Source organism: Runella zeae DSM 19591 (genome assembly GCF_000423565.1).
In the GTDB taxonomy this organism is placed as follows: Bacteria; Bacteroidota; Bacteroidia; order Cytophagales; family Spirosomataceae; genus Runella; species Runella zeae.
The window spans coordinates 55,768-74,896 of record NZ_AUIF01000043.1 but is presented as its reverse complement, the minus strand read 5'-3'; the positions used below and the strand labels follow the sequence as shown (position 1 = coordinate 74,896).

Here is a 19,129-nt window from a genome sequence, read left to right as displayed (position 1 = left end):
ATAATAAAATAGCAGGTAAAAATGAATGTTGCAAAATTGGGATAGATTGAACGGTAAATATGGAATAATGAGTTGAAATCCGAAAATATATATTCTAATTTTACCTTTCTTTTTTCCAATTTAAAGTCATTTCTTTCAAAAGTATAAGATACTGTACATGGGTTTGCCACTATTTTCTGAATTTTCAGCCAGCAATAAAAATACTTGGAAGCAACAGGCTCTCAAAGATCTTAAAGGAAAAGATTATGATGATACTCTTCTCTGGAAGACCCATGAAGGGATAATTGTAGAACCTTATCATGCAGCTGAAGATGCTGCTGGAGAAGGGTATGACGAAATCCGAGAAGCTCAAACCAAATCCTCTGAATGGGTCAATCAACCTTTGGTGGCGTTTGAGAACGAAAAAGTGACCAATGCAGTTATCATCAATCATTTTGCGAAAGGGGCGGAGGCAATTATTTTGGATTTTGGGGATAAGTCCATAGTAGAGGTATCGCTGAGCAGACTACTTCATGGAATCAAACTCAGCGAAACGCCCGTTTATTTTCTCACCCATCACCAAGCTTTAGCCCTTCTCAATGGCTTGGAGGCCGTGATACCTTATCAAATGAAGGGAGGACTGTGGGAGGATGGGCTGGCACTGTGGATGACAAGGGGGCATTTGCCTGATGCGTATTTTAGAGATTTGGCTGAGATAACAAAAAAACAACAAGCAGCACCTCATTTCAAAACCATCTGTGTAAGTAGTCATGCCTTTCATGATGCTGGGGCGAACATCGTACAGGAGTTGGCGTTTACTTTGGCCTCGGCTATTACATACGTCGATAAATTAACTGACGAGGGTATGCCTTTGGCTTTGGTGATGGAGAAGTTGATTTTTTCGGTATCGATAGGAACTAATTACTTTATGGAAATCGCCAAACTTCGTGCGTTGAGGTATTTGTGGAGGCGCATTCAGCAGGCGTGGAGTACATTGGAGACGCTTACTATCGAGCCGTGTTATATTCACGCCCAAACGTCGTATTTTTATGATGCTGCCATTACGTCCAACACCAATATGCTGAGGGCTACCACGGAGGCTATGAGTGCGGTAATAGGTGGATGCAACGCGCTCACCGTAAGGCCTTATGATGAGGTGTTTAGAAAACCAGATGAATTTTCGGATAGGATTGCCCGTAACATTTCTGTATTGTTGAGCGAAGAGAGCTATTTAGACAAAGTTATTGACCCCGCCGCAGGAAGTTATTTTTTAGAGAATCTTACCTTGTCAATATCAGAGGCCGCTTGGGAGTTGTTGTTAGAAATTGAAAATAAAGGTGGGCTGATGGCTGCATTTGAACAAAATTTTATTCAAAATCAAATCGATGCTGCTTTTCAAAAGAAAGTAAAAGATTTGGAAGAAGGTAAGCGTACAATGGTGGGAGTCAACAAATTTAGAGTTGACGAAACACCTTTGGTATTTGAAAATCATTCCCCAAATGCACAACCTACCGCTTCTTTTGAGCTACTAGCGCGAAAGCGTATTTCTGAGATTTTTGAAAAATAAAAGAGAGTAATTTACGTATTTCACGGCGAATATTTCCCAATTAAGCTAAAATAGCTAAATAAAAAGTATACCATTTTGTAAATGCTTGATAATTAGCATTCTGCTACATTTTCAAATAGATAAATTCACTATTATGCCCACATCCGAACGCGTTAATCGATATTTACAAATAGTAGTCATTATAGCTTTGTTAATGTATTTTACAAAAGTAATCACCATTCCTATGACCTTTGGGCTGCTGGTTGCGATTGTGTTGTATCCTTTATGTAAATGGCTCGAAAATCGCCGTTGGCCACGCAGTTGGGCGATTGCAGCTTGTTTGTCGGTGGTATTGTTTATCAGTGTAGGATTGTTAGGAATCATGATATGGCAAGTGGCAGAGCTTCGAAAAGAACTACCTCGTTTGACTACCAAGAGCGATTTGGTATTGGTTCAGCTGCAAGACTGGCTAACTGTAAAGTTTGGTATCACTCTTGACATGCAAATCAGTTGGTTGCGTCAAACGGCCAATAACTTGAGCAGTAAACTTGGAACAGTATTGGTCGGCACCGTGAATGCCACCGCAAGTTTGTTGTTCAATCTAGTGATTATCCCTCTGTTTGCGGCTTTATTTCTACATTATAGAGGTTTGCTAATGCGGGGGGTGTATGAAATTTTTGGTACAAAACACCAAGAAAGAGTCAAAACGGTAGCTACTCAGACCGTTGATACCTATTATAATTATATCAAAGGGCTGCTGTTGGTGTATTTGATTGTGGGAGTTTTGAATACCCTAGGGCTGGCCATAGTAGGCATTAAACAAGCGATTTTATTTGGTTTTATTGCATCTATTCTGACCATTATACCCTATATCGGCATTGCGATTGGTGCCCTTTTGCCGATTTCGATTGCCTGGATGATGCACGATTCTATTTGGTACCCTTTGAGTGTAGTCGCGGTGTTTGGTGTGGTACAGTATTTGGAAGCCAATGTGATTTTTCCGTGGGTAGTAGGGGTACAGCTCAAAGTCAACACCTTGGCTTCGGTGATGGCGTTATTTTTAGGGGGAGTTATTTGGGGAGTTTCAGGCATGGTATTGTTTTTACCCTTTGTGGCGATTATTAAGGTTATTGCAGACAACGTGGAGGAATGGCAGCCTCTGGCGACCTTTTTAGGGCCTGAAAAATAAGCGTTAGTTTTGCGGAAATAGTAGATTGGCAACAATCAATGAGATAATTATGAAACCCAATTTCACCGACCTACCACTGCGCATAGAGCATCAGGAAGGCACAATAGTGTCCTCCTCTACTAAACCTTTCATAACGGCAGAAGGTATCAAGCTAAAACCTCGTTTTACAAAAATAGATATTCAAAATGCCGAGCATCTTGGTTTTGCAGCGGGCATACCGCCGTTTTTAAGAGGCCCTTATAGTACGATGTATGTGCAGCAGCCTTGGACGATTCGGCAGTATGCGGGTTTTTCGACGGCCGAAGCGTCCAATGCTTTTTATCGTCGTAATTTGGCCGCTGGGCAGAAGGGGCTTTCTGTGGCATTTGACCTAGCTACTCACCGAGGTTATGATTCCGACCATCCACGGGTGGTAGGTGATGTAGGCAAAGCAGGAGTTGCAATCGACAGCGTGGAAGATATGAAGGTACTGTTTGACCAAATTCCTCTTGACCAAATGTCGGTCTCAATGACCATGAATGGAGCCGTGATTCCGATTATGGCATTCTACATCGTGGCCGCCGAAGAGCAAGGGGTGAAGCCTGAACAATTGGCAGGGACTATTCAAAACGATATTTTGAAAGAATTTATGGTACGCAATACCTACATCTATCCTCCTACGCCGAGTATGCGTATTATCGGGGATATTTTTGCGTATACGAGTCGTTTTATGCCAAAGTTCAACAGCATCAGTATCAGCGGCTACCACATGCACGAAGCGGCTGCGCCAGCGCATCTGGAGCTTGCTTATACCTTAGCCGACGGCTTAGAATACCTGCGAACGGGTATCGCCGCTGGGATGGATATTGATGGTTTTGCGCCTCGTCTTTCTTTTTTTTGGGGAATTGGGATGAATCATTTTATGGAAATTGCCAAAATGCGCGCAGGTCGTTTGCTTTGGGCCAAAATTGTGAATCAATTTAAACCCAAAAACGCCAAATCGCTCGCTCTACGTACGCATTGCCAAACATCAGGTTGGTCGTTGACAGAGCAAGACCCTTTCAACAACGTAGCTCGTACCACGATTGAGGCGATGGCGGCGGTATTGGGGCACACCCAAAGTTTGCACACCAACTCACTGGATGAAGCGATTGCGCTACCTACCGATTTTTCGGCGCGGATTGCTCGAAATACCCAATTGTATCTTCAACATGAGACGGATGTATGTCGGGTCGTCGACCCCTGGGGAGGGAGCTATTATGTAGAATATCTCACCAAAGAATTGGCGGAAAAAGCGTGGGCATTGATTGAAGAAGTAGAAACAATGGGCGGCATGACCAAAGCAATCGAAGCAGGTTTGCCCAAAATGCGTATCGAGGAGGCGGCAGCCCGTAAACAAGCAAGGATTGATAGCGGTAAAGATACGATAGTGGGCGTCAACAAATTTCGCCCCGATTCCGAAAAGCCTTTAGAACTCCTAGAAGTAGATAACAAAGCGGTGAGAGAAGCACAAATCGCAAGGCTCCAACAGCTTAAGGCTGACAGGAATCCCGAAACAGTGAAGCAAGCCCTTGACGCATTAACGAAGGCTTGTACTCAGTCGGGAGGGATGGAGTATACTACCAACCTGCTCGCATGTGCGGTAGACGCCGCCCGGGTAAGAGCTACATTAGGAGAGATTTCGGATGCAATGGAAAAAGTTTTTGGAAGATATAAAGCCGTGATACGTTCAATTTCAGGAGTTTATAGCGCGGAGGTGTCGGACGATGAAAACTTCCGAATAGCCCGCCAAATGGCCGATCATTTTGCCGAATTAGAAGGGCGTCGCCCTCGTATTATGGTGGCCAAAATGGGACAAGATGGCCATGACCGTGGCGCCAAGGTGATTGCCACAAGTTTTGCAGACTTGGGTTTTGATGTGGATATGGGGCCGTTGTTCCAAACCCCCGAAGAAACCGCCCGACAAGCCGCCGAAAATGACGTGCATATCGTAGGGGCATCGAGCCTTGCCGCAGGGCATAAGACCTTGGTACCTCAGCTCATCGAAGAACTCAAAAAACTAGGCCGCGAAGATATTATGGTGATTGCGGGAGGGGTGATTCCGCCCCAAGATTATGACTTTTTGTACCAAGCAGGGGTAAAAGGGGTGTTTGGACCAGGTACAGTGATTTCGATTGCGGCGCAGAAGATTTTGAAGGAATTGATGGGGGAGAAGTAGAAGTTTGTGTACCCATCCTTAGTATGCACAAAAATACATACCAGTAGTTTCGAAAAATACCTATGCAATATCAATAGGTATTGATTTTAGGATAAAAAAAGCATCCGTTTGATAAGTTTTTGCCGTTATTAGGCATGTCATACTTTAAACCACTTTGCCCTACTTTTTTATTTTCGGATATTAGGTTACCTTTTTTTCTGGCCTATAACTATCTGCGAAATGAAAACCCATCTTTTACCAGTTTATTCCTTTGCCCGTACTCATTTTCTTGTTCTTTCGCTGTTTTTTACCGCTTTATGTATTGCGATTATTCTTAGTGTAAAGATTATTTTTATGGTGAGTCATCACCCCGATATTTCGGGAAGTGAGCGTACGACCACCTATGGTATTCAGGTAGTGGCGGCCAATTTACCCTTGTACCAAAATCCTAGTCTCCCTCCTTTTTGGATTACTCATTATTCACCGCTTTATTATCAAATCGTCGGCAAAATCTATGCTTTAACAGGTTGGGAAATTAATAATGTTTTTCGTGTACAATTTGTGAGCAGAGTAGTCTCTTTTATTTTCATTCTAGCAGCCTTATGGGTTGCTTTTATTACCCTAAAACTTCTGCATATTCCTAAATATTATCGTCCTTTCGTATTAGCTCTTTTGTTTGGATTGTTACAACATTGGTATTTTACCAATTCCCGTATCGATAGCCTGCTTTTCTTGTGTCTTACTCTTTTTGTTTATTTTATGCTTCGCTCGTTTCAAGAGAAGGAAAGCTGGAATAGGTACGTTATAGCAGCAGTGGTTGTGAGTATGATAGCATTCTTCACCAAGCAAATTGCGTATATGTATATAGCAGCATGGGTTGGCTATTTTGTATGGATGCGCGAATGGAAAAACTTGCTACGAACTTCCATTTTGTGTTTGTGTCTACTTATTTTATTTACTTTCCTCTTAGGAGGTCAAGACACAAAATTATTTTATGTCAATCTGATAGGAAGCCTTATCGTGAGGTTAGAGCCTTGGGGGTATTATGGATTTACTTACAAACAATTGATTCCTCATTTTGCGGTGCTCATCGGCATCAGCAGTGTGCTAGCTTTGAAAGGAATTTTTGATCAATCTGATAAATCCAAAGTTTTTTTGGGAATTGCCACGCTCTTGTTTTTTATTTTCTCAACCGCTAATGCTTTCAAATATGGCGCAGGTGTGGGGTATTTTCATGAATTTGCCTATGTGTCTTTACTCTCTATGTTTTGCTATTTTTCTGAAAAGATAGCCAAATCCTATTTACACTCAGAGACGCATTATTTTTTTGTATCGATTATTTTACTCACGCTACTGTATTTCACAACTACCCAACTAGAAAGGCTACATTTGGCGGATTTCAATCGATATACCAGCGAATACAATCAACAAAATGACGTTAAAAAATACCTAGAACCTCGACTAAAGCAAGGGGAGTACATCGCGGTGTTGTACGGTGACAATTTTCGTGGAATGCTTTTACAACAAATGCTCTTTAAACACAATCTTGCATACCAAGATGACGTCATACGAGAGCTTTATCTGTCAAAACGAATCAAATTTGATGCTTTTTTTGACCTCGATAAAAGGGGCGGAATCAAGTATGTTGTTGCGCCAATGGGTCAATCATATTACTATCCTGCTTTTAATCATCAGTTTGACTCTACGCACTATCAGCTTGAAAAAGAAATTCACGGCTATAAACTTTACCGATTTATCCCACAAAAAAAACGAGTTGCATTTACTGCAACTCGTTAGTAATGAGTGCTTTTGGGGTTATCTAGGTGTTTTTTCGATACGATAGGTTTTGGTCTGCGTAAATGTGCGCCCAAACATATCCTTGGCACGTATTTCAATCGTATGCATTCCTTCTGCAAGACCTGAAGGGAAGCCGGTTGTCCACAAATGTTTTGATTTGACGGCATTGCTCGGACGTCGTCCGCGCATGAGTGTTTCGGTAGTATCCCAGCGATTGAGCAAGCTTAAAAAGTGAGGGTCAAACTCCTCTACATAATTCATGGCTTTCCAAGGCAACTGGTCGATACGGTATTCTACCACGTCATTTTTGCTTCCCATAAAGAAATTAGCGTATATCTTGGCGGTGGTGTTTCGCTCAATAGGTACTACATTGGGCGCAAAAATATCGATTTGATATTCTTTTGGTTTGCCTGCTACTTTATAATCAATGGTGTATTGGTTTCCTTGGAATGAAAGGAAAATATAGCCTTTGGGAGTGCCATCGCGCATGGTAGCGGCGGGTACGCCTTGTTCGTTGTATTCTCCTGAATACCAGTCGCCTGAGGTTGTTCCGGCGTTGTATTCATGATGCGGTTTTTCTTGCAACCACCCGTCTGATTTGGTATAAAAATTTTGCTGTTGATAATGCGTATGTGCCGACAATGATAAAGTATGGGGAAAATCTTTCAATATCTCAAATAGCCTTTGGCGATCTTCTAACCTGAAAGACTCTCCGTCGGTATAAAGAGGAATATGAAAGGCCAAGACAATCAAATGATCTTTGGGGACGAGTTTTAGGTCATTTTCCACAAAATCAAGCTGTTCTTTGCGGAAACCTCCCCAATACCCCTTACCGTCGCGGGGGTCGGGATGTAAAATATCATCTAAAACAATAAAGTGGGCTTTCCCATAATTGAAGGAATAATTGGCGGGGCCAAAATGCGCCTCAAAAGCTTCGTCGGCGTGGGCGTCGGTAGTGGCGTCATAGTTCATGTCATGATTGCCCATAAGATTGTACCAAGGAATACCGACCTTCTTGACAGCAGTGCGGTAAGCAGCGTGCAAATCGAGGTTGTCGCCTACCAAATCGCCCAAAGTTAAGCCAAAAGATACGTTTTTGATTCCTTCTACTTCACCGACGATTCCCTTCGTAAAATTCTCCACATCTTCCTGAGTATAAGGCTGAGGGTCACCAAAAACCAAGGCTGTAAAGTTCTCCTCTTCTTGGTAGGGCGTCAATGCAAAATCTACTGAAGCTGGCAACGGGCCTGTGGGTGCAACGCCTGCGTATTTTAGAGTTGGCGAACCATTGGGTTTGTGGATATAATAATATTGGGGAAGGTTGTTTTCATCAAGGGCAATTTTATAGCCCGATGGCTTAACCACAAACAGAATATTGTCGTCTCCTACAGGTAGTTGGTATTCGCCTTTTTCGTTGGTCAATACCACTTGTACCCCATTTGAAACCGCTACATTAGCAATACCTTTTTCTTTTTTATCCTTCTTATGGTTGCCGTTGGTATCTTCGTAGACATACCCTTTGGCGGTAGATTGTGCCCAAAGCGACGACACGCACAGGCCGCACAATAACACAAGTGAGAGTTGTTTCATTTTTAGCATTTTTGAAAGAAGTAAGTAAGTCTTATTTTTGAGCTGACAGTAACCCAACAAAACAACTGCAAGTAAGGCATCTATTGTTAACTCATGATGAAGTTGGGAAGTTTGTTTAGGAAACTTTATTAAAACAAAGCTTTTGACTTTTTATACTTTTCAACCGGTTTGTTCTTGCCCATGTCACCCACTTCTCCTGCCCTCAAACGAGTTTTAAATACTACCCAACTATGGGGCATCGCCGTCGGAATGGTCATTTCGGGGGTTTACTTCGGGTGGAATTATGGGTGGGCTATTGCTGGTACGTTAGGCTTCTTAGTGGCTACTCTTATTGTGACAGTTTTGTACGTTACTTTTATTTTTAGTTATACCGAGCTCACTACCTCTATGCCTGACGCAGGAGGCCCCTTTACTTTTGCCTACCAAGCCCTCGGGCCTATTTTTGGATTTATAGCAGGTTTTGGGACACTCGTAGATTTTGTACTTGGCCCACCTGCAGTGGCGTTTGCGTTAGGGAGTTATGCGCACTTTTTATATCCTGCCATTCCTACGCTGGGTATTGCAGTATGTGCTTATGTGGTTTTTATTGGTATCAATTTGTTGGGCATCAAAGAATCTGCCAACTTTTCAATGATTGTTACGCTACTTTCAGTAGTAGAGTTGCTGATTTTCATGGGGTTAGTAGTACCTTACTATGAAACCAAAAATTTTACAGCCCACAATACACCTGTTACATTGAGCGGCGTTTTTGAGGCTTTACCTTTTGCTATTTGGTTTTACTTGGCTATAGAAGGGGTCGCAATGGTGGCTGAAGAAGTCAAAAGCCCTCACCGAACCATTCCGCGTGGCTACCTATTGAGTATTGCCACTTTGGTAATTTTGGCTTTAGGTACTATGTTGATTAGCGGTGGCGCCACTGATTGGCGACTTTTGGTAGATATTGATTATCCTCTTCCCGAGACCTTATCTTTGACTTTGGGGCGAGAGAGTGGTTGGGCCAAAGCCTTCACAAGTTTGGGGCTTTTTGGCCTTATCGCTTCTTTTCATTGCAATACGATTGGATATTCTAGGCAGATTTATGCCTTAGCAAGGGAAGGGTATTTGCCTACATTTTTAGCTTCTGTCAATTCTCGCTTTCAAACTCCTCATTGGGCGTTGATAAGTGGTGGGTTTTTGGGGTTAATCGCACTATTGCTAGGCCGTACCGACGATATCATTATTTTGTCGGTATTGGGGGCAATGCTCATGTACATTACAAGTATGGTGAGTCTTTTTGTGTTGCGCCGTACTCAGCCTCTTCTTGCTCGTCCCTTCGTGACACCTTTTTATCCTTGGTTTCCAATGATTGCCCTTTTGCTTTCGGTCGTTTGCTTAGGAGCTATTGTTTATTATAATCAAGGTTTGAGTTTGTTTTTCTTTGCTGCTTTAGCAGGAGCACTCTGGGTCTTTTCAAAATTAGCAAATCGTTAGGTGTTTAAAATCAGCACTTTAATGTTTTGAATTTTACGTTGTTAGATATTTATACAATCATTAAAACAATAACAAACAAAATATTCTCTAGAGGTATTGTGTGGCTTATTCAAAACTGTCTCTAGGATTTATTCCTAAAAAGTTGAAGTCTCTTATTGGCTCTTCTCGTCATTATCTTCACATAACCTTCATATTTGAATCATTTTTAAGACACATTTGAGCCGTTGTTTTGTAAATAAAAACGGCATGAAAATCACCAAAATATCACCTCCTTATCCACATTGGAAACTCAAATGGGGATGGCGCCAACAATACATTACCCTTCGTACAAAACCGAAAAAAGACGACATCCAAGACCTCCAAGAAGCCAAACGCTCTTCTTATTCTGTCACTTTTTGAGGCTTTTTTACCTACATTTGTCCCTTATTATCACTTTCTTCTTGTTTGAATCCATTTCCATATGAAACGTTCTTTGATTCTTATGTTGCTTGTCGCGGTTGCAGTGTTGCCTGCATCGGCCCAACTCAACTACGCTGCTGCGCAAGCCCACTCTCATAACGACTACGCCCAAGCCAACCCCCTACTAGGAGCCTTTGGGCTACAATGTGGGTCGATTGAAGCAGATGTGTTTTTACAAAATGGTGAACTAATGGTAGCTCATACGCCGCGAGAAATCACCGCTGGAAAAACCCTACAATCACTCTACCTTGACCCGCTTCAAAGCCAATTGAAAGCAGGGAAGATGTATTCATTACAATTACTGATTGACCTCAAAACGCCCTTCAATCCTACTCTTGATACCTTAGTAAGCCAACTTAAGCGCTATCCAGAATTGGTAGGAGAAGGAAAACCCCTGAAAATCGCAGTAAGTGGAAGCATGCCTGCTGCTTCTGATTTTGAAAAATATCCTACTTGGATAGGGTTTGATGGGCGGTTTGATCAAGTATATTCTTCCCAAGCACTAAGCCGAGTGGCTCTTTTTAGTGCGCCTTTTAGCGTAGTTTCTCAATGGAAAGGCCAAGGGCTTTTTCCGAAAGAAGACCGTGAAAAATTGGTGGAATTGGTAAACACCGCTCATCAAAAAGGAAAAAAAGTTCGTTTTTGGGGTACTACTGATACCGAAGCTGTTTGGAAAGAATTAATGGCTGTAAATACCGATTGGATCGGTACCGATACTCCTGCCTCCTTGATTAATTATTTTAAAAGCGTTAAACCCGCCGACGGAGAGCATACCCAACCTACGGAAGCGTATATCCCTTACATTCCTTCCTATAAAAGTGACGGCACTAACAAAACACCCAAAAATATCATCTTTCTCATTGGCGATGGTATGGGGCTTGCCCAAATGCACACTGGGCTTATCGCCAATCGGGGGCAGCTGCATATGGCTTTATTCAAACACCTAGGCTTAATGCAAACCCAACCTGCCGAGTCTTTTATTACAGACTCAGCGGCAGCGGGTACTGCTCTAGCCACAGGACACAAGACCAAAAACGGTACCATTGGAATGGATGCGACCTTGGTAGCGCGCCCTTCTCTGACAACGACTGCCAAACAACGCGGCAAAAAATGTGCTATCATTTCGTCGGGACCTATTACGGATGCCACTCCGGCGGTGTTTTATGCTCACCAACCTAAGCGTAGTATGCAAGAAGAGATTGCGGGTGATTTTCTGAAAGAACCTATGGATATTTTGGCCGGAGGAGGTACCAAATATTTCTTCGACCGTAAAGACAAAGGCAATATTGGCGACTCTCTCAAGGCTCGTCAATATGATGTATTTAGAAAATATAGCGACATCTCTAATGACAATAAAGCAGAAAAGTTTGTGGTTTTGGACGACCAAGCAGCTCTCTCAATGGAAAAAGGTCGCGGCAATTTTCTTCCTCTTACGGTAGCGGAAAGTATCAAACATCTTCAGAAAACGGCCAAAAAGGGCTTTTTTATCATGGCCGAAGGCGCTCAAATTGATTATGCAGGTCATGCCAACAATGTATCTTATGTAGTAAATGAGGTACTAGATTTCGACAAAGCGGTTGGGGAAGCGCTGCGTTTTGCGGATCAAGATGGACAAACCCTCGTCATCGTCACAGCTGACCACGAAACAGGTGCTATGAGCATCACTGGCGGCAATGAAAAAGAAGGAAAAGTGAAAGCCAATTTTGGTTCAAAAGGACATTCGGCTATCATGGTGCCAGTCTATGCGTATGGGCCTCAGTCTCAGCTTTTCGGGGGGATTTATCAAAACACCGAGCTATCTAATAAAATCAGAACATTGCTCGAAAAATAAATATTTTGATATAAACGAAGAGGCTGTATCAAAAGTCTTTGTTGCCAAATTTTCTTTTGTGCCTATTTAACCTCACCCCCTAAATCCCCCTCTCCTTTCTGGAGATGGGGACTTTTAAAGCCCTTCTCCTGCCAGGAGAAGGGTTGGGATGAGGTTGAAACCAAAGAATATTTTGTGACCTTTTACTTTTGAAACAGCCTCTTTGACGTTTTGCAAAAAAGATGAGTCAATTGCTGTGATGCATCTTTGACTCCGTTGTAAGCGTTTGCTATGGCTTCGTCTAATGTCATGGGACGATTGATAATAGAAGTAGCATAGCTAAGACCGATTCTCCGGATATCTTCGGGCGATACAAGCAGTGCTCCGCACAATGCAACCACGGGAATTCCTCTTGATTGTGCAGCATTTGCGATTCCGGCAATCAATTTCCCCTGTAATGTCTGTTCATCTATTTTACCTTCGCCCGTAAATATCCAATTTACACCTTCTAGCTTTTCGGCAAAGTGAGTTTGTTCCATTACGATTTTTACACCTTCTTTGAGGGTTGCTCCTAAGAAAAACAAAGCCCCAAATCCCAATCCTCCCGCAGCGCCCGCCCCTGGCACGTGAGCCAAATCAAGCCCAAAATCTTTTTTTACTAAGTCGGCTAGGTGTTTGAGTCCTTTGTCTAGCTGGGCTACCATCTCAGGCGTAGCTCCTTTTTGGGGTGCATAAAGCTGGGCAGCTCCGCCAATACCATACAGTGGAGCAGTCACATCACAAGCCACTTCTACTTGAATTTGGGGGAAGTTAGTAGGTCTAACAATTTTGTGAATTTTAATAAGATTTTTGCCATTAGGTTCCAGCAATTGTCCCTCAGCATCCCAAAATTGCCAGCCCAGTGCTGTTGCCATCCCCATTCCGGCATCGGTAGTGGCACTTCCTCCAATTCCTAAAATAATGCGGGTAGCTCCTCGCTGAATAGCCTCTAAGATGAGTTGGCCTGTACCAAAAGTGGAGGTCAAACACGGATTGCGCTCGTGCGGCTCAAGTAATCGCAATCCCGAGGCCGAGGCCATTTCTATGAAGGCGGTAGCACCATCGGCTGAGATTCCGTAGGTAGCTTGGATATTTTTCCCAAGGGGGTCAGCTACGGGGGTAGTAAGCATAGTACCGTTAGCATCAAAAGTCAAGATTTCGGCAGTGCCTTCTCCTCCATCGGCCATTGGGAGCATGATAATATCTGCCGCTGGAAGTACGAGTCGGATTCCTTCTGCCATTGCGCTGCAAACTTCTTCGGCAGTAAGCGAACCGCGAAATTTATCAGGAGCAAGTAAAAATTTCATACCTAAAAACAAAAAAGAAGGGCAAGCAGTGGATTGCTTGCCCTCAAAATAAAGGATTTTTTAGAATAATATACTTTCGTCGTCGGTGACTTTAGGTCGTAAATAAGTATTGATAGTATCAATTTTTACGCCACCACAGCCAATATTGGCTTCCATACCATCAGGCTTAATAAAACGGTCGCGGCGATAAGGTGAACGTTCATTGCCGGCCAAATCTGGATCACCATATACTTTTTGCATATACAGCCCCCAAGCAGGCATGGCGATACGCGCCCCCTGTCCATACGCCATGTTGGTAAAGTGGACGTGGTTGTCTTCACCACCTACCCATACGCCTGTTACGAGGTTAGGGGTCATTCCCATAAACCATCCGTCGGTATAGTCAGAGGTTGTACCCGTTTTGGCTGCGATGTCGTTGTTGTCGGCTAGTTTATATTGGGTACGTAGGCGTTGGGCTGTACCCCAAGGGTCTTCTACAGCACCTCGCATGATAAACAACATTTGATAGGCAATACTTGGGCTAATCACTTCTTTTTCATTAGGTGGAAAGTCTGCCAACACTCGTCCATCTTTCAAAGTAATTCGAGTCACAAAACGTGGATCAACATGTTTGCCACTATTGACAAATGTACAGTAAGAGTTTACCATCTCAAAAACCGATACATTAGGTGTACCTAAGCAAATCGTCACTTCTTCGGGGATCGTACTCGTAATTCCTAGCTTGTGTGCATACTCTACTACCGCTTTGGGTCTTACGAGTTTCATGAGGTGCACACTGATTGAGTTTACAGACTTAGCCAGCGCTTGTCGCAGCGTAAGCGGCTGCCCTGAATAGCTACCCGTTGAGTTTTTGGGACACCAATCTCCAATACAAACTTGTCGGTCAACGATAGGGTCACAAGGGGTGACAAAGTTGAGGTCAATAGCCGAGCAGTATACAAAAGGCTTAAAAGTAGAGCCCGGCTGACGTTTGCCTTGTTTTACTTGGTCGTACTTAAAGTGTTTAAAATTAATTCCTCCCACCCACGCTTTTACGTCGCCATTGCGAGGATCCATTGATACCATTCCTATTCTCAGGAACTTGTTGTAATATTTAATCGAATCCAACGGACTCATGATAGTATCACGCTCTCCTCTCCACGAAAATACCTTCATCTTAATAGGTCTGCGGAGTTCGGTCCAAATCTTGGTTTCATCATCCCCATACATCCTTTTCAATTCGCGGTATCGCCAGCTGCGTCTGACGGCTCTTCTTTCAAAACCAGGGTCGGGGGCATAGCCTCCACCTTTGCCTTTTACTACCCAAGGATCCATTTTAAGGGCTTTAAAATGGTTAAAAAACTTGGTTTGTTGGTCTTTCATATGCTCTTCGGCAGCTTGCTCAGCGTAGTTTTGCATACGCGAATCGATAGTGGTATAAATCCTCAGCCCATCGGTATAAAGGTCATAATCGGTACCATTTTCTTTGTTGTAAGCCGCCAACCATTCTTTCATCCAATCCCGGAGCGTTTCTCTAAAATAGGGGGCAGGCCCTGTATTGTGGTTTTCAATATTGAAATTGAGAGCTAACGGCTTCACTTTTGTTCTCAAAAATTCTTCTTGAGTCAAAAAACCGTACTTCATCATTTGACCTAGTACCACATTGCGACGCTCAAGAGCCCTTTCTTTAAAAATGCGTGGATTATAACGTGAAGGGTTTTGAAGCATCCCAACAAGCAAAGCCGCTTCGGGCAAATCCAAGTTCCAAGGTTCTTTTTTGAAATAAGTTTTAGAGGCAGTCTTGATACCGTCGGCATTGTTTCCAAACGAAACTGTATTGAGGTACATCATCATGATTTCCTGCTTCGTGTAGTTACGCTCCAGCCTTACGGACAATATCCATTCTTTGGTTTTGGCAATTACAGTTTTGATAATGGGCAAATCTCCCAAAGTACCTTTGTACTTTTCGCTACGCGTCTGAAACAAGTTTTTGGCTAATTGCTGCGTGATGGTACTTCCCCCACCAGTGGTACTTTGCTCACTAGAGGCGACGCCTTTCAACACCCGAAACATGGAACGGGGGTCGATACCAGAGTGTCTTACAAAGCGGGCATCTTCAGTGGCAATGAGCGCTTTGATGACATTGGGCGAAAGTTGGTCAAACTCAATCGGAGTACGATTTTCTATAAAATATTTTGATAACGTTTGGCCATCAGCCGAAATAATCTCCGACGCCACCTGACTCTGTGGGTTTTCGATTGCTTTCAAATCGGGCATTCCCCCAAACAACCAGAAGAAGTTGAAATAAACTGCCGTTATGTAAAATACAATACCGCCGATAAAAAGGCTTGCAAGTATCCAAAAACGGATAATAAGTTTGCGGTATTTTCCTCTCAAAAAAGTCATAGTTATGTTTAACTTGATTCAATAAACTTTATGAGTTAGTTTTTCATAAAATCTACCTAAAATCGATACAAATGCAATAATAAAAATTTTACACTAGAATAATGGCTAAGTTCACATTTTCCCTAGTCATTTTTCTTGACAGAGGTAGATTGTTGTGATTCGAGGATTTCTCTCACACGTGGCAACAATGGGCTAGTGGGATAATCTTTGATAAAACTATTGAGTGCTTTTAGGTATGCTTCACGTCCTTGGAGTTTTCCAAGTAAGTAAATTCGGAGCAAGGCGTATTTATCTTCAATTTTGCTGCCGGCGTAGGTTACGATTGCCATTTCGAGCTGAGCATAAGCCTCCGAATAGTTGGCGTTTTGGTATAGGGTCAATATCTTCTCGTAATCTTTTAAGGCTTCTAGCTCTATATTGCCTGAGGCAGTGGTTGCACCATTGGCTTTTGTTAATAAGCGAGTATAAGAAGAATTAGGGAATTCTTTCAAAAGCCTTTCTTTCCAACTTTCGGGGTTGGTTTTGGTAGTAAGATAGAGCAAATAATAAAGCTCAGGTTTATAATTAGAATTTGGAAAGCGAGTTAATGTTTGTTCAAACGTCTTAACGGCGTTTTGGGGTTCTTCCAAACTAAACTTATAAATTTTTCCTAATTTATAATAAGCATCTTCTATGCGTTGGTTCGAAGCATCTAATTCTTGTTTACGAAGTGGAATGTTGCGATACAGAGCATCTTTTTTGGCTTTCCACTCAGGCGAACCTTTCGTCAATTTTGCCATATTATCGCCCATCGCAATGCTATTTACGCTTTGACTTTGCGGTGCTACAGGCGTTATATTGTCGGTTTGAGTCACTAGATTAGACACTTTCGAACTTCTTCGCCAATCATCTTCTAGCTTTCGAGTGCCCCATTTTTGTCGAAACTCTACTTTTCCTTGATTGGCTACCACCATATCATACAGCACAAAGCGTTCGGTAGGGTCTCCCGCAAAAGGCTGCATATTGGTGCTTCGTGCTTGGGCTTGGGCTACTAATTTTTCGGCTTCTTTGATTTTCCGTTCTTGGGCTTCGATTTCATCTTCTATGACTCCATCCAAAAACTTATCTAGCGCCGCAGGATTGAGTTGCGACAACCGTTGAAGACTATCTTCGGTACGAATCGTGGTGATTTGTTTTACAAACTCATCCAATACTTCCTTACGTTCTTTGATTTTCAAGAATTGTGGGGAGTTTGGCGGTAGCAACGTCAATGAGCTATCAAAATAAGCCTTAGCTAATTCATAATCTTGTAAATGCTCATAATACAACTTCGCCATTTCTAAATAGGTGTAAGGCACCTGCGTGGTATTGACGGTAGTCTGTCGTATCGATTCCTCAAAATAGCCAATCGCTTTAGGGTAGTTTTTTTTTCTGGTCTCAATGACCCCCATCGAATAATACAATCTATCTCTTAAGTCGCTTGTTTTACGGTCGTTTAGTAGTCTTTTAAAACCTCCTTCGGTCGATATATTTGGGTCAAGTACCGCTTGATTTTGGAGCGCGTTCATGTTTGCAAAAAAGCTCAAATCGTAGGAAGGACGATTTTTGCCTACCGCTTTATAGTGCACATTGGCGGCTTGGGGTTTGTTGAGCAAATCGTACATTTGTCCAGCCGCAAAATGAATACGAGCCGTCTCTTCACTTTTAGGAAGCAGCGGAAATGTCTCTTCCAAGATAGCCAAAGCAAGCGGATATTCTTCTCTTTGTTGGTGCAAATAAGCTTTTACTAGATAAAAATGGCTCGTGTTTTTGTCGTTGAGTGGCTGAGTGCGTAGATACTCTGATACGCTAAGAGCGCTGTTGTAATCTTTTGTTTCTGTATAAGCCCGCATGAGCCAAATCAGCCCTTCGTGTTTGTCTTCTTCATCTCTTCCTTTGGCATTGACATACCTGAGGGTTTCGATGCCGTCGGTAAACTGTCCTTTATACAATCTAGCTTTGCCAATTTGAATGAGTGCATTGTCTACCCAACGACTATTTTGGTGACGGTCAGGTATTAACGACGCCTTCTTGATAACATCTACCAACAAATCATTGACGGGCTGGGCTTCGACCGAATCAAGCGGAGGAAAGATAGGAAGGATGAGATTGTAATTGTCTTTGTGATTGCGTCGCATTGCAAGTTCTGCTTCGCGCATCTTGTCTCTTGCAATAACGTAGGCGTTGAATTTGGCCGTAAGATTATGATACCCTACGCTCACTCGTCCCGTGCTGTATTGCGAACAGCCAATAAATAAACTCGACATCCCTAACAAAAAAAGGATTGAGAGTAGAGATAAAGAGCTTAGGTGTTTATTGATTTGCATTAATCGACTCGCTTTCAGGCATTTGCCCAAAAATAGGCTTAAATATGTCGTAAAAATAACGTTTTTGCTGAACTAAAATTATACAAGCATAATGCCAAACATAGATTTGTGGGGAAATTTTGGATAAAAACCACAGATTCTCAAAAAGAATCCTCTTCTCGCTACTTAGCTTTAAGCATTAGGAAATTCTAGCGTAGACTCGTTGATGATGCAAAACCATTTTTAATAAAAAGCTCATGGCTTACCGCCTACGGGTCGCCCGCGCGGAGCATATTGCTGAGTAGTCATCATGTTTTAGAAATGATAGACGTTTGGCGATATGTTTATATATGTAAATTATTTATCTGTTTTTTTGATTTTAATTAAATAAAAAATCTATTTTAAAATTTAATAAAGGATTATTTTTTATTATTTATGGCTTCATTGTTAGCTCTTTATCTATGTATGTTAAAACAATCTTTAATTTTGTATTGTTGAACCAAACGAACTACCAACCAACCAATCCAATGATAGAAAATCCTATCAACCCCGATCATGTAGCCGAAAACCCAGGTCTAATGGCTTATGCCCACTCCGTGGGTGGAGCAGTCATTAAACCCGAAGATATGGGTAAGGTAAAAGGAAAAGCGGTGTTGGCGATGCGTCAACAAACCGAAAGGCAACTCAACCAGATTTACCAACAAATGGCGATCTTGGCGCAGCAGGCCAAAGATTTGCGTCAGCGAGTAGATATATCGGAGCGTATTTATGCGGCTCAAATGAACTTCGAACCAGTTCTCAACGAGACCTATTATGTCTACGAAAAAGAAGATGGTAAAGATGTGTTGTCGATGGTAGCTCCTCACGAATGGGGACGTTCGTACAAGTTTAGTCGCTACATCGCCAAAGTTACGATGCTAGCCGATCACACTTGGCACGTAGAATATAACGAATCAAATACCTAAGCTCTTCTTTGTGCGGTACTCCTGAAATGCTTTAGGTAAGTTGTGGTTGATAAATGCTCCCCATTTTTTAAGAAAATCGACGTCCTCTCTGTG

12 protein-coding genes are annotated in these 19,129 nt (G+C 42.5%); 8 read left to right on the top strand and 4 right to left on the bottom strand.

Annotated elements, in window-relative coordinates:
• The first annotated feature begins 157 nt into the window (after positions 1–157).
• The 4 genes from G563_RS0113335 (at position 158) to G563_RS0113320 (ending at position 6,687) form a co-directional block, all read left to right on the top strand.
• A complete protein-coding gene (locus tag G563_RS0113335; protein WP_028665755.1) occupies positions 158–1,546 on the top strand; it encodes a methylmalonyl-CoA mutase family protein in 1,389 nt (462 codons plus the stop codon).
• Between the two features lie 133 nt (positions 1,547–1,679).
• Positions 1,680–2,714 (top strand): AI-2E family transporter, encoded by a 1,035-nt coding sequence (locus tag G563_RS0113330; RefSeq protein ID WP_028665754.1) that lies wholly within the window; start codon positions 1,680–1,682, stop codon positions 2,712–2,714.
• Between the two features lie 49 nt (positions 2,715–2,763).
• The gene (gene scpA / locus G563_RS0113325) at positions 2,764–4,911 is read left to right on the top strand and encodes a methylmalonyl-CoA mutase (RefSeq protein ID WP_028665753.1); all 2,148 of its coding nucleotides are present in this window, start codon (positions 2,764–2,766) and stop codon (positions 4,909–4,911) included.
• A 219-nt stretch (positions 4,912–5,130) separates the two neighbouring features.
• Entirely contained in the window at positions 5,131–6,687 is a 1,557-nt protein-coding gene (locus G563_RS0113320; protein WP_028665752.1) for a glycosyltransferase family protein, read from the top strand.
• A gap of 18 nt (positions 6,688–6,705) precedes the next feature.
• Here G563_RS0113320 and G563_RS0113315 read toward each other — a convergent pair whose 3' ends face one another.
• Positions 6,706–8,277, bottom strand: a complete 1,572-nt coding sequence (locus G563_RS0113315; protein WP_028665751.1) for a calcineurin-like phosphoesterase C-terminal domain-containing protein — start codon at positions 8,275–8,277, stop codon at positions 6,706–6,708.
• 180 nt (positions 8,278–8,457) lie between these two features.
• On the opposite strand from G563_RS0113315, the gene eat reads away from it, so the two are divergent.
• The 3 genes from eat (at position 8,458) to G563_RS0113300 (ending at position 12,037) form a co-directional block, all read left to right on the top strand.
• Positions 8,458–9,747 (top strand): ethanolamine permease, encoded by a 1,290-nt coding sequence (gene eat / locus G563_RS34660; RefSeq protein WP_037326794.1) that lies wholly within the window; start codon positions 8,458–8,460, stop codon positions 9,745–9,747.
• A 246-nt stretch (positions 9,748–9,993) separates the two neighbouring features.
• On the top strand, positions 9,994–10,146 hold the full coding sequence (locus G563_RS38045; RefSeq protein WP_157585300.1) for a hypothetical protein: 153 nt from the start codon (positions 9,994–9,996) through the stop codon (positions 10,144–10,146).
• 61 nt (positions 10,147–10,207) lie between these two features.
• Positions 10,208–12,037: an alkaline phosphatase gene (locus G563_RS0113300; protein WP_028665750.1), complete on the top strand. Its 1,830-nt coding sequence runs from the start codon at positions 10,208–10,210 to the stop codon at positions 12,035–12,037.
• A 182-nt stretch (positions 12,038–12,219) separates the two neighbouring features.
• Here the strand turns inward: G563_RS0113300 and G563_RS34655 are convergent, their stop codons facing one another.
• The 3 genes from G563_RS34655 to porW all read right to left on the bottom strand — a co-directional run bounded on the left by G563_RS34655 (position 12,220) and on the right by porW (position 18,032).
• Complete coding sequence (locus tag G563_RS34655; RefSeq protein ID WP_037326792.1) at positions 12,220–13,362, bottom strand: glycerate kinase; 1,143 nt, start codon at positions 13,360–13,362, stop codon at positions 12,220–12,222.
• 60 nt (positions 13,363–13,422) lie between these two features.
• Entirely contained in the window at positions 13,423–15,747 is a 2,325-nt protein-coding gene (locus G563_RS0113290; protein ID WP_028665749.1) for a penicillin-binding protein 1A, read from the bottom strand.
• Between the two features lie 122 nt (positions 15,748–15,869).
• Positions 15,870–18,032 (bottom strand): type IX secretion system periplasmic lipoprotein PorW/SprE, encoded by a 2,163-nt coding sequence (gene porW, locus G563_RS0113285; protein WP_169579755.1) that lies wholly within the window; start codon positions 18,030–18,032, stop codon positions 15,870–15,872.
• 566 nt (positions 18,033–18,598) lie between these two features.
• On the opposite strand from porW, the gene G563_RS0113280 reads away from it, so the two are divergent.
• Positions 18,599–19,036, top strand: a complete 438-nt coding sequence (locus G563_RS0113280; RefSeq protein WP_028665747.1) for a DUF2452 domain-containing protein — start codon at positions 18,599–18,601, stop codon at positions 19,034–19,036.
• Positions 19,037–19,129 lie beyond the last annotated feature (93 nt).

What these genes read in the sequence shown, in the direction of transcription:
- G563_RS0113315 (WP_028665751.1), bottom strand. Translation starts at nt 8,277, where the DNA reads ATGAAACAACTCTCACTTGTGTTATTGTGCGGCCTGTGCGTGTCGTCG.
- G563_RS0113330 (WP_028665754.1), top strand. Translation starts at nt 1,680, where the DNA reads ATGCCCACATCCGAACGCGTTAATCGATATTTACAAATAGTAGTCATT.
- porW (WP_169579755.1), bottom strand. Translation starts at nt 18,032, where the DNA reads ATGTCGAGTTTATTTATTGGCTGTTCGCAATACAGCACGGGACGAGTG.
- eat (WP_037326794.1), top strand. Translation starts at nt 8,458, where the DNA reads ATGTCACCCACTTCTCCTGCCCTCAAACGAGTTTTAAATACTACCCAA.
- G563_RS0113290 (WP_028665749.1), bottom strand. Translation starts at nt 15,747, where the DNA reads ATGACTTTTTTGAGAGGAAAATACCGCAAACTTATTATCCGTTTTTGG.
- G563_RS0113320 (WP_028665752.1), top strand. Translation starts at nt 5,131, where the DNA reads ATGAAAACCCATCTTTTACCAGTTTATTCCTTTGCCCGTACTCATTTT.
- G563_RS0113280 (WP_028665747.1), top strand. Translation starts at nt 18,599, where the DNA reads ATGATAGAAAATCCTATCAACCCCGATCATGTAGCCGAAAACCCAGGT.
- scpA (WP_028665753.1), top strand. Translation starts at nt 2,764, where the DNA reads ATGAAACCCAATTTCACCGACCTACCACTGCGCATAGAGCATCAGGAA.
- G563_RS0113335 (WP_028665755.1), top strand. Translation starts at nt 158, where the DNA reads ATGGGTTTGCCACTATTTTCTGAATTTTCAGCCAGCAATAAAAATACT.
- G563_RS38045 (WP_157585300.1), top strand. Translation starts at nt 9,994, where the DNA reads ATGAAAATCACCAAAATATCACCTCCTTATCCACATTGGAAACTCAAA.
- G563_RS34655 (WP_037326792.1), bottom strand. Translation starts at nt 13,362, where the DNA reads ATGAAATTTTTACTTGCTCCTGATAAATTTCGCGGTTCGCTTACTGCC.
- G563_RS0113300 (WP_028665750.1), top strand. Translation starts at nt 10,208, where the DNA reads ATGAAACGTTCTTTGATTCTTATGTTGCTTGTCGCGGTTGCAGTGTTG.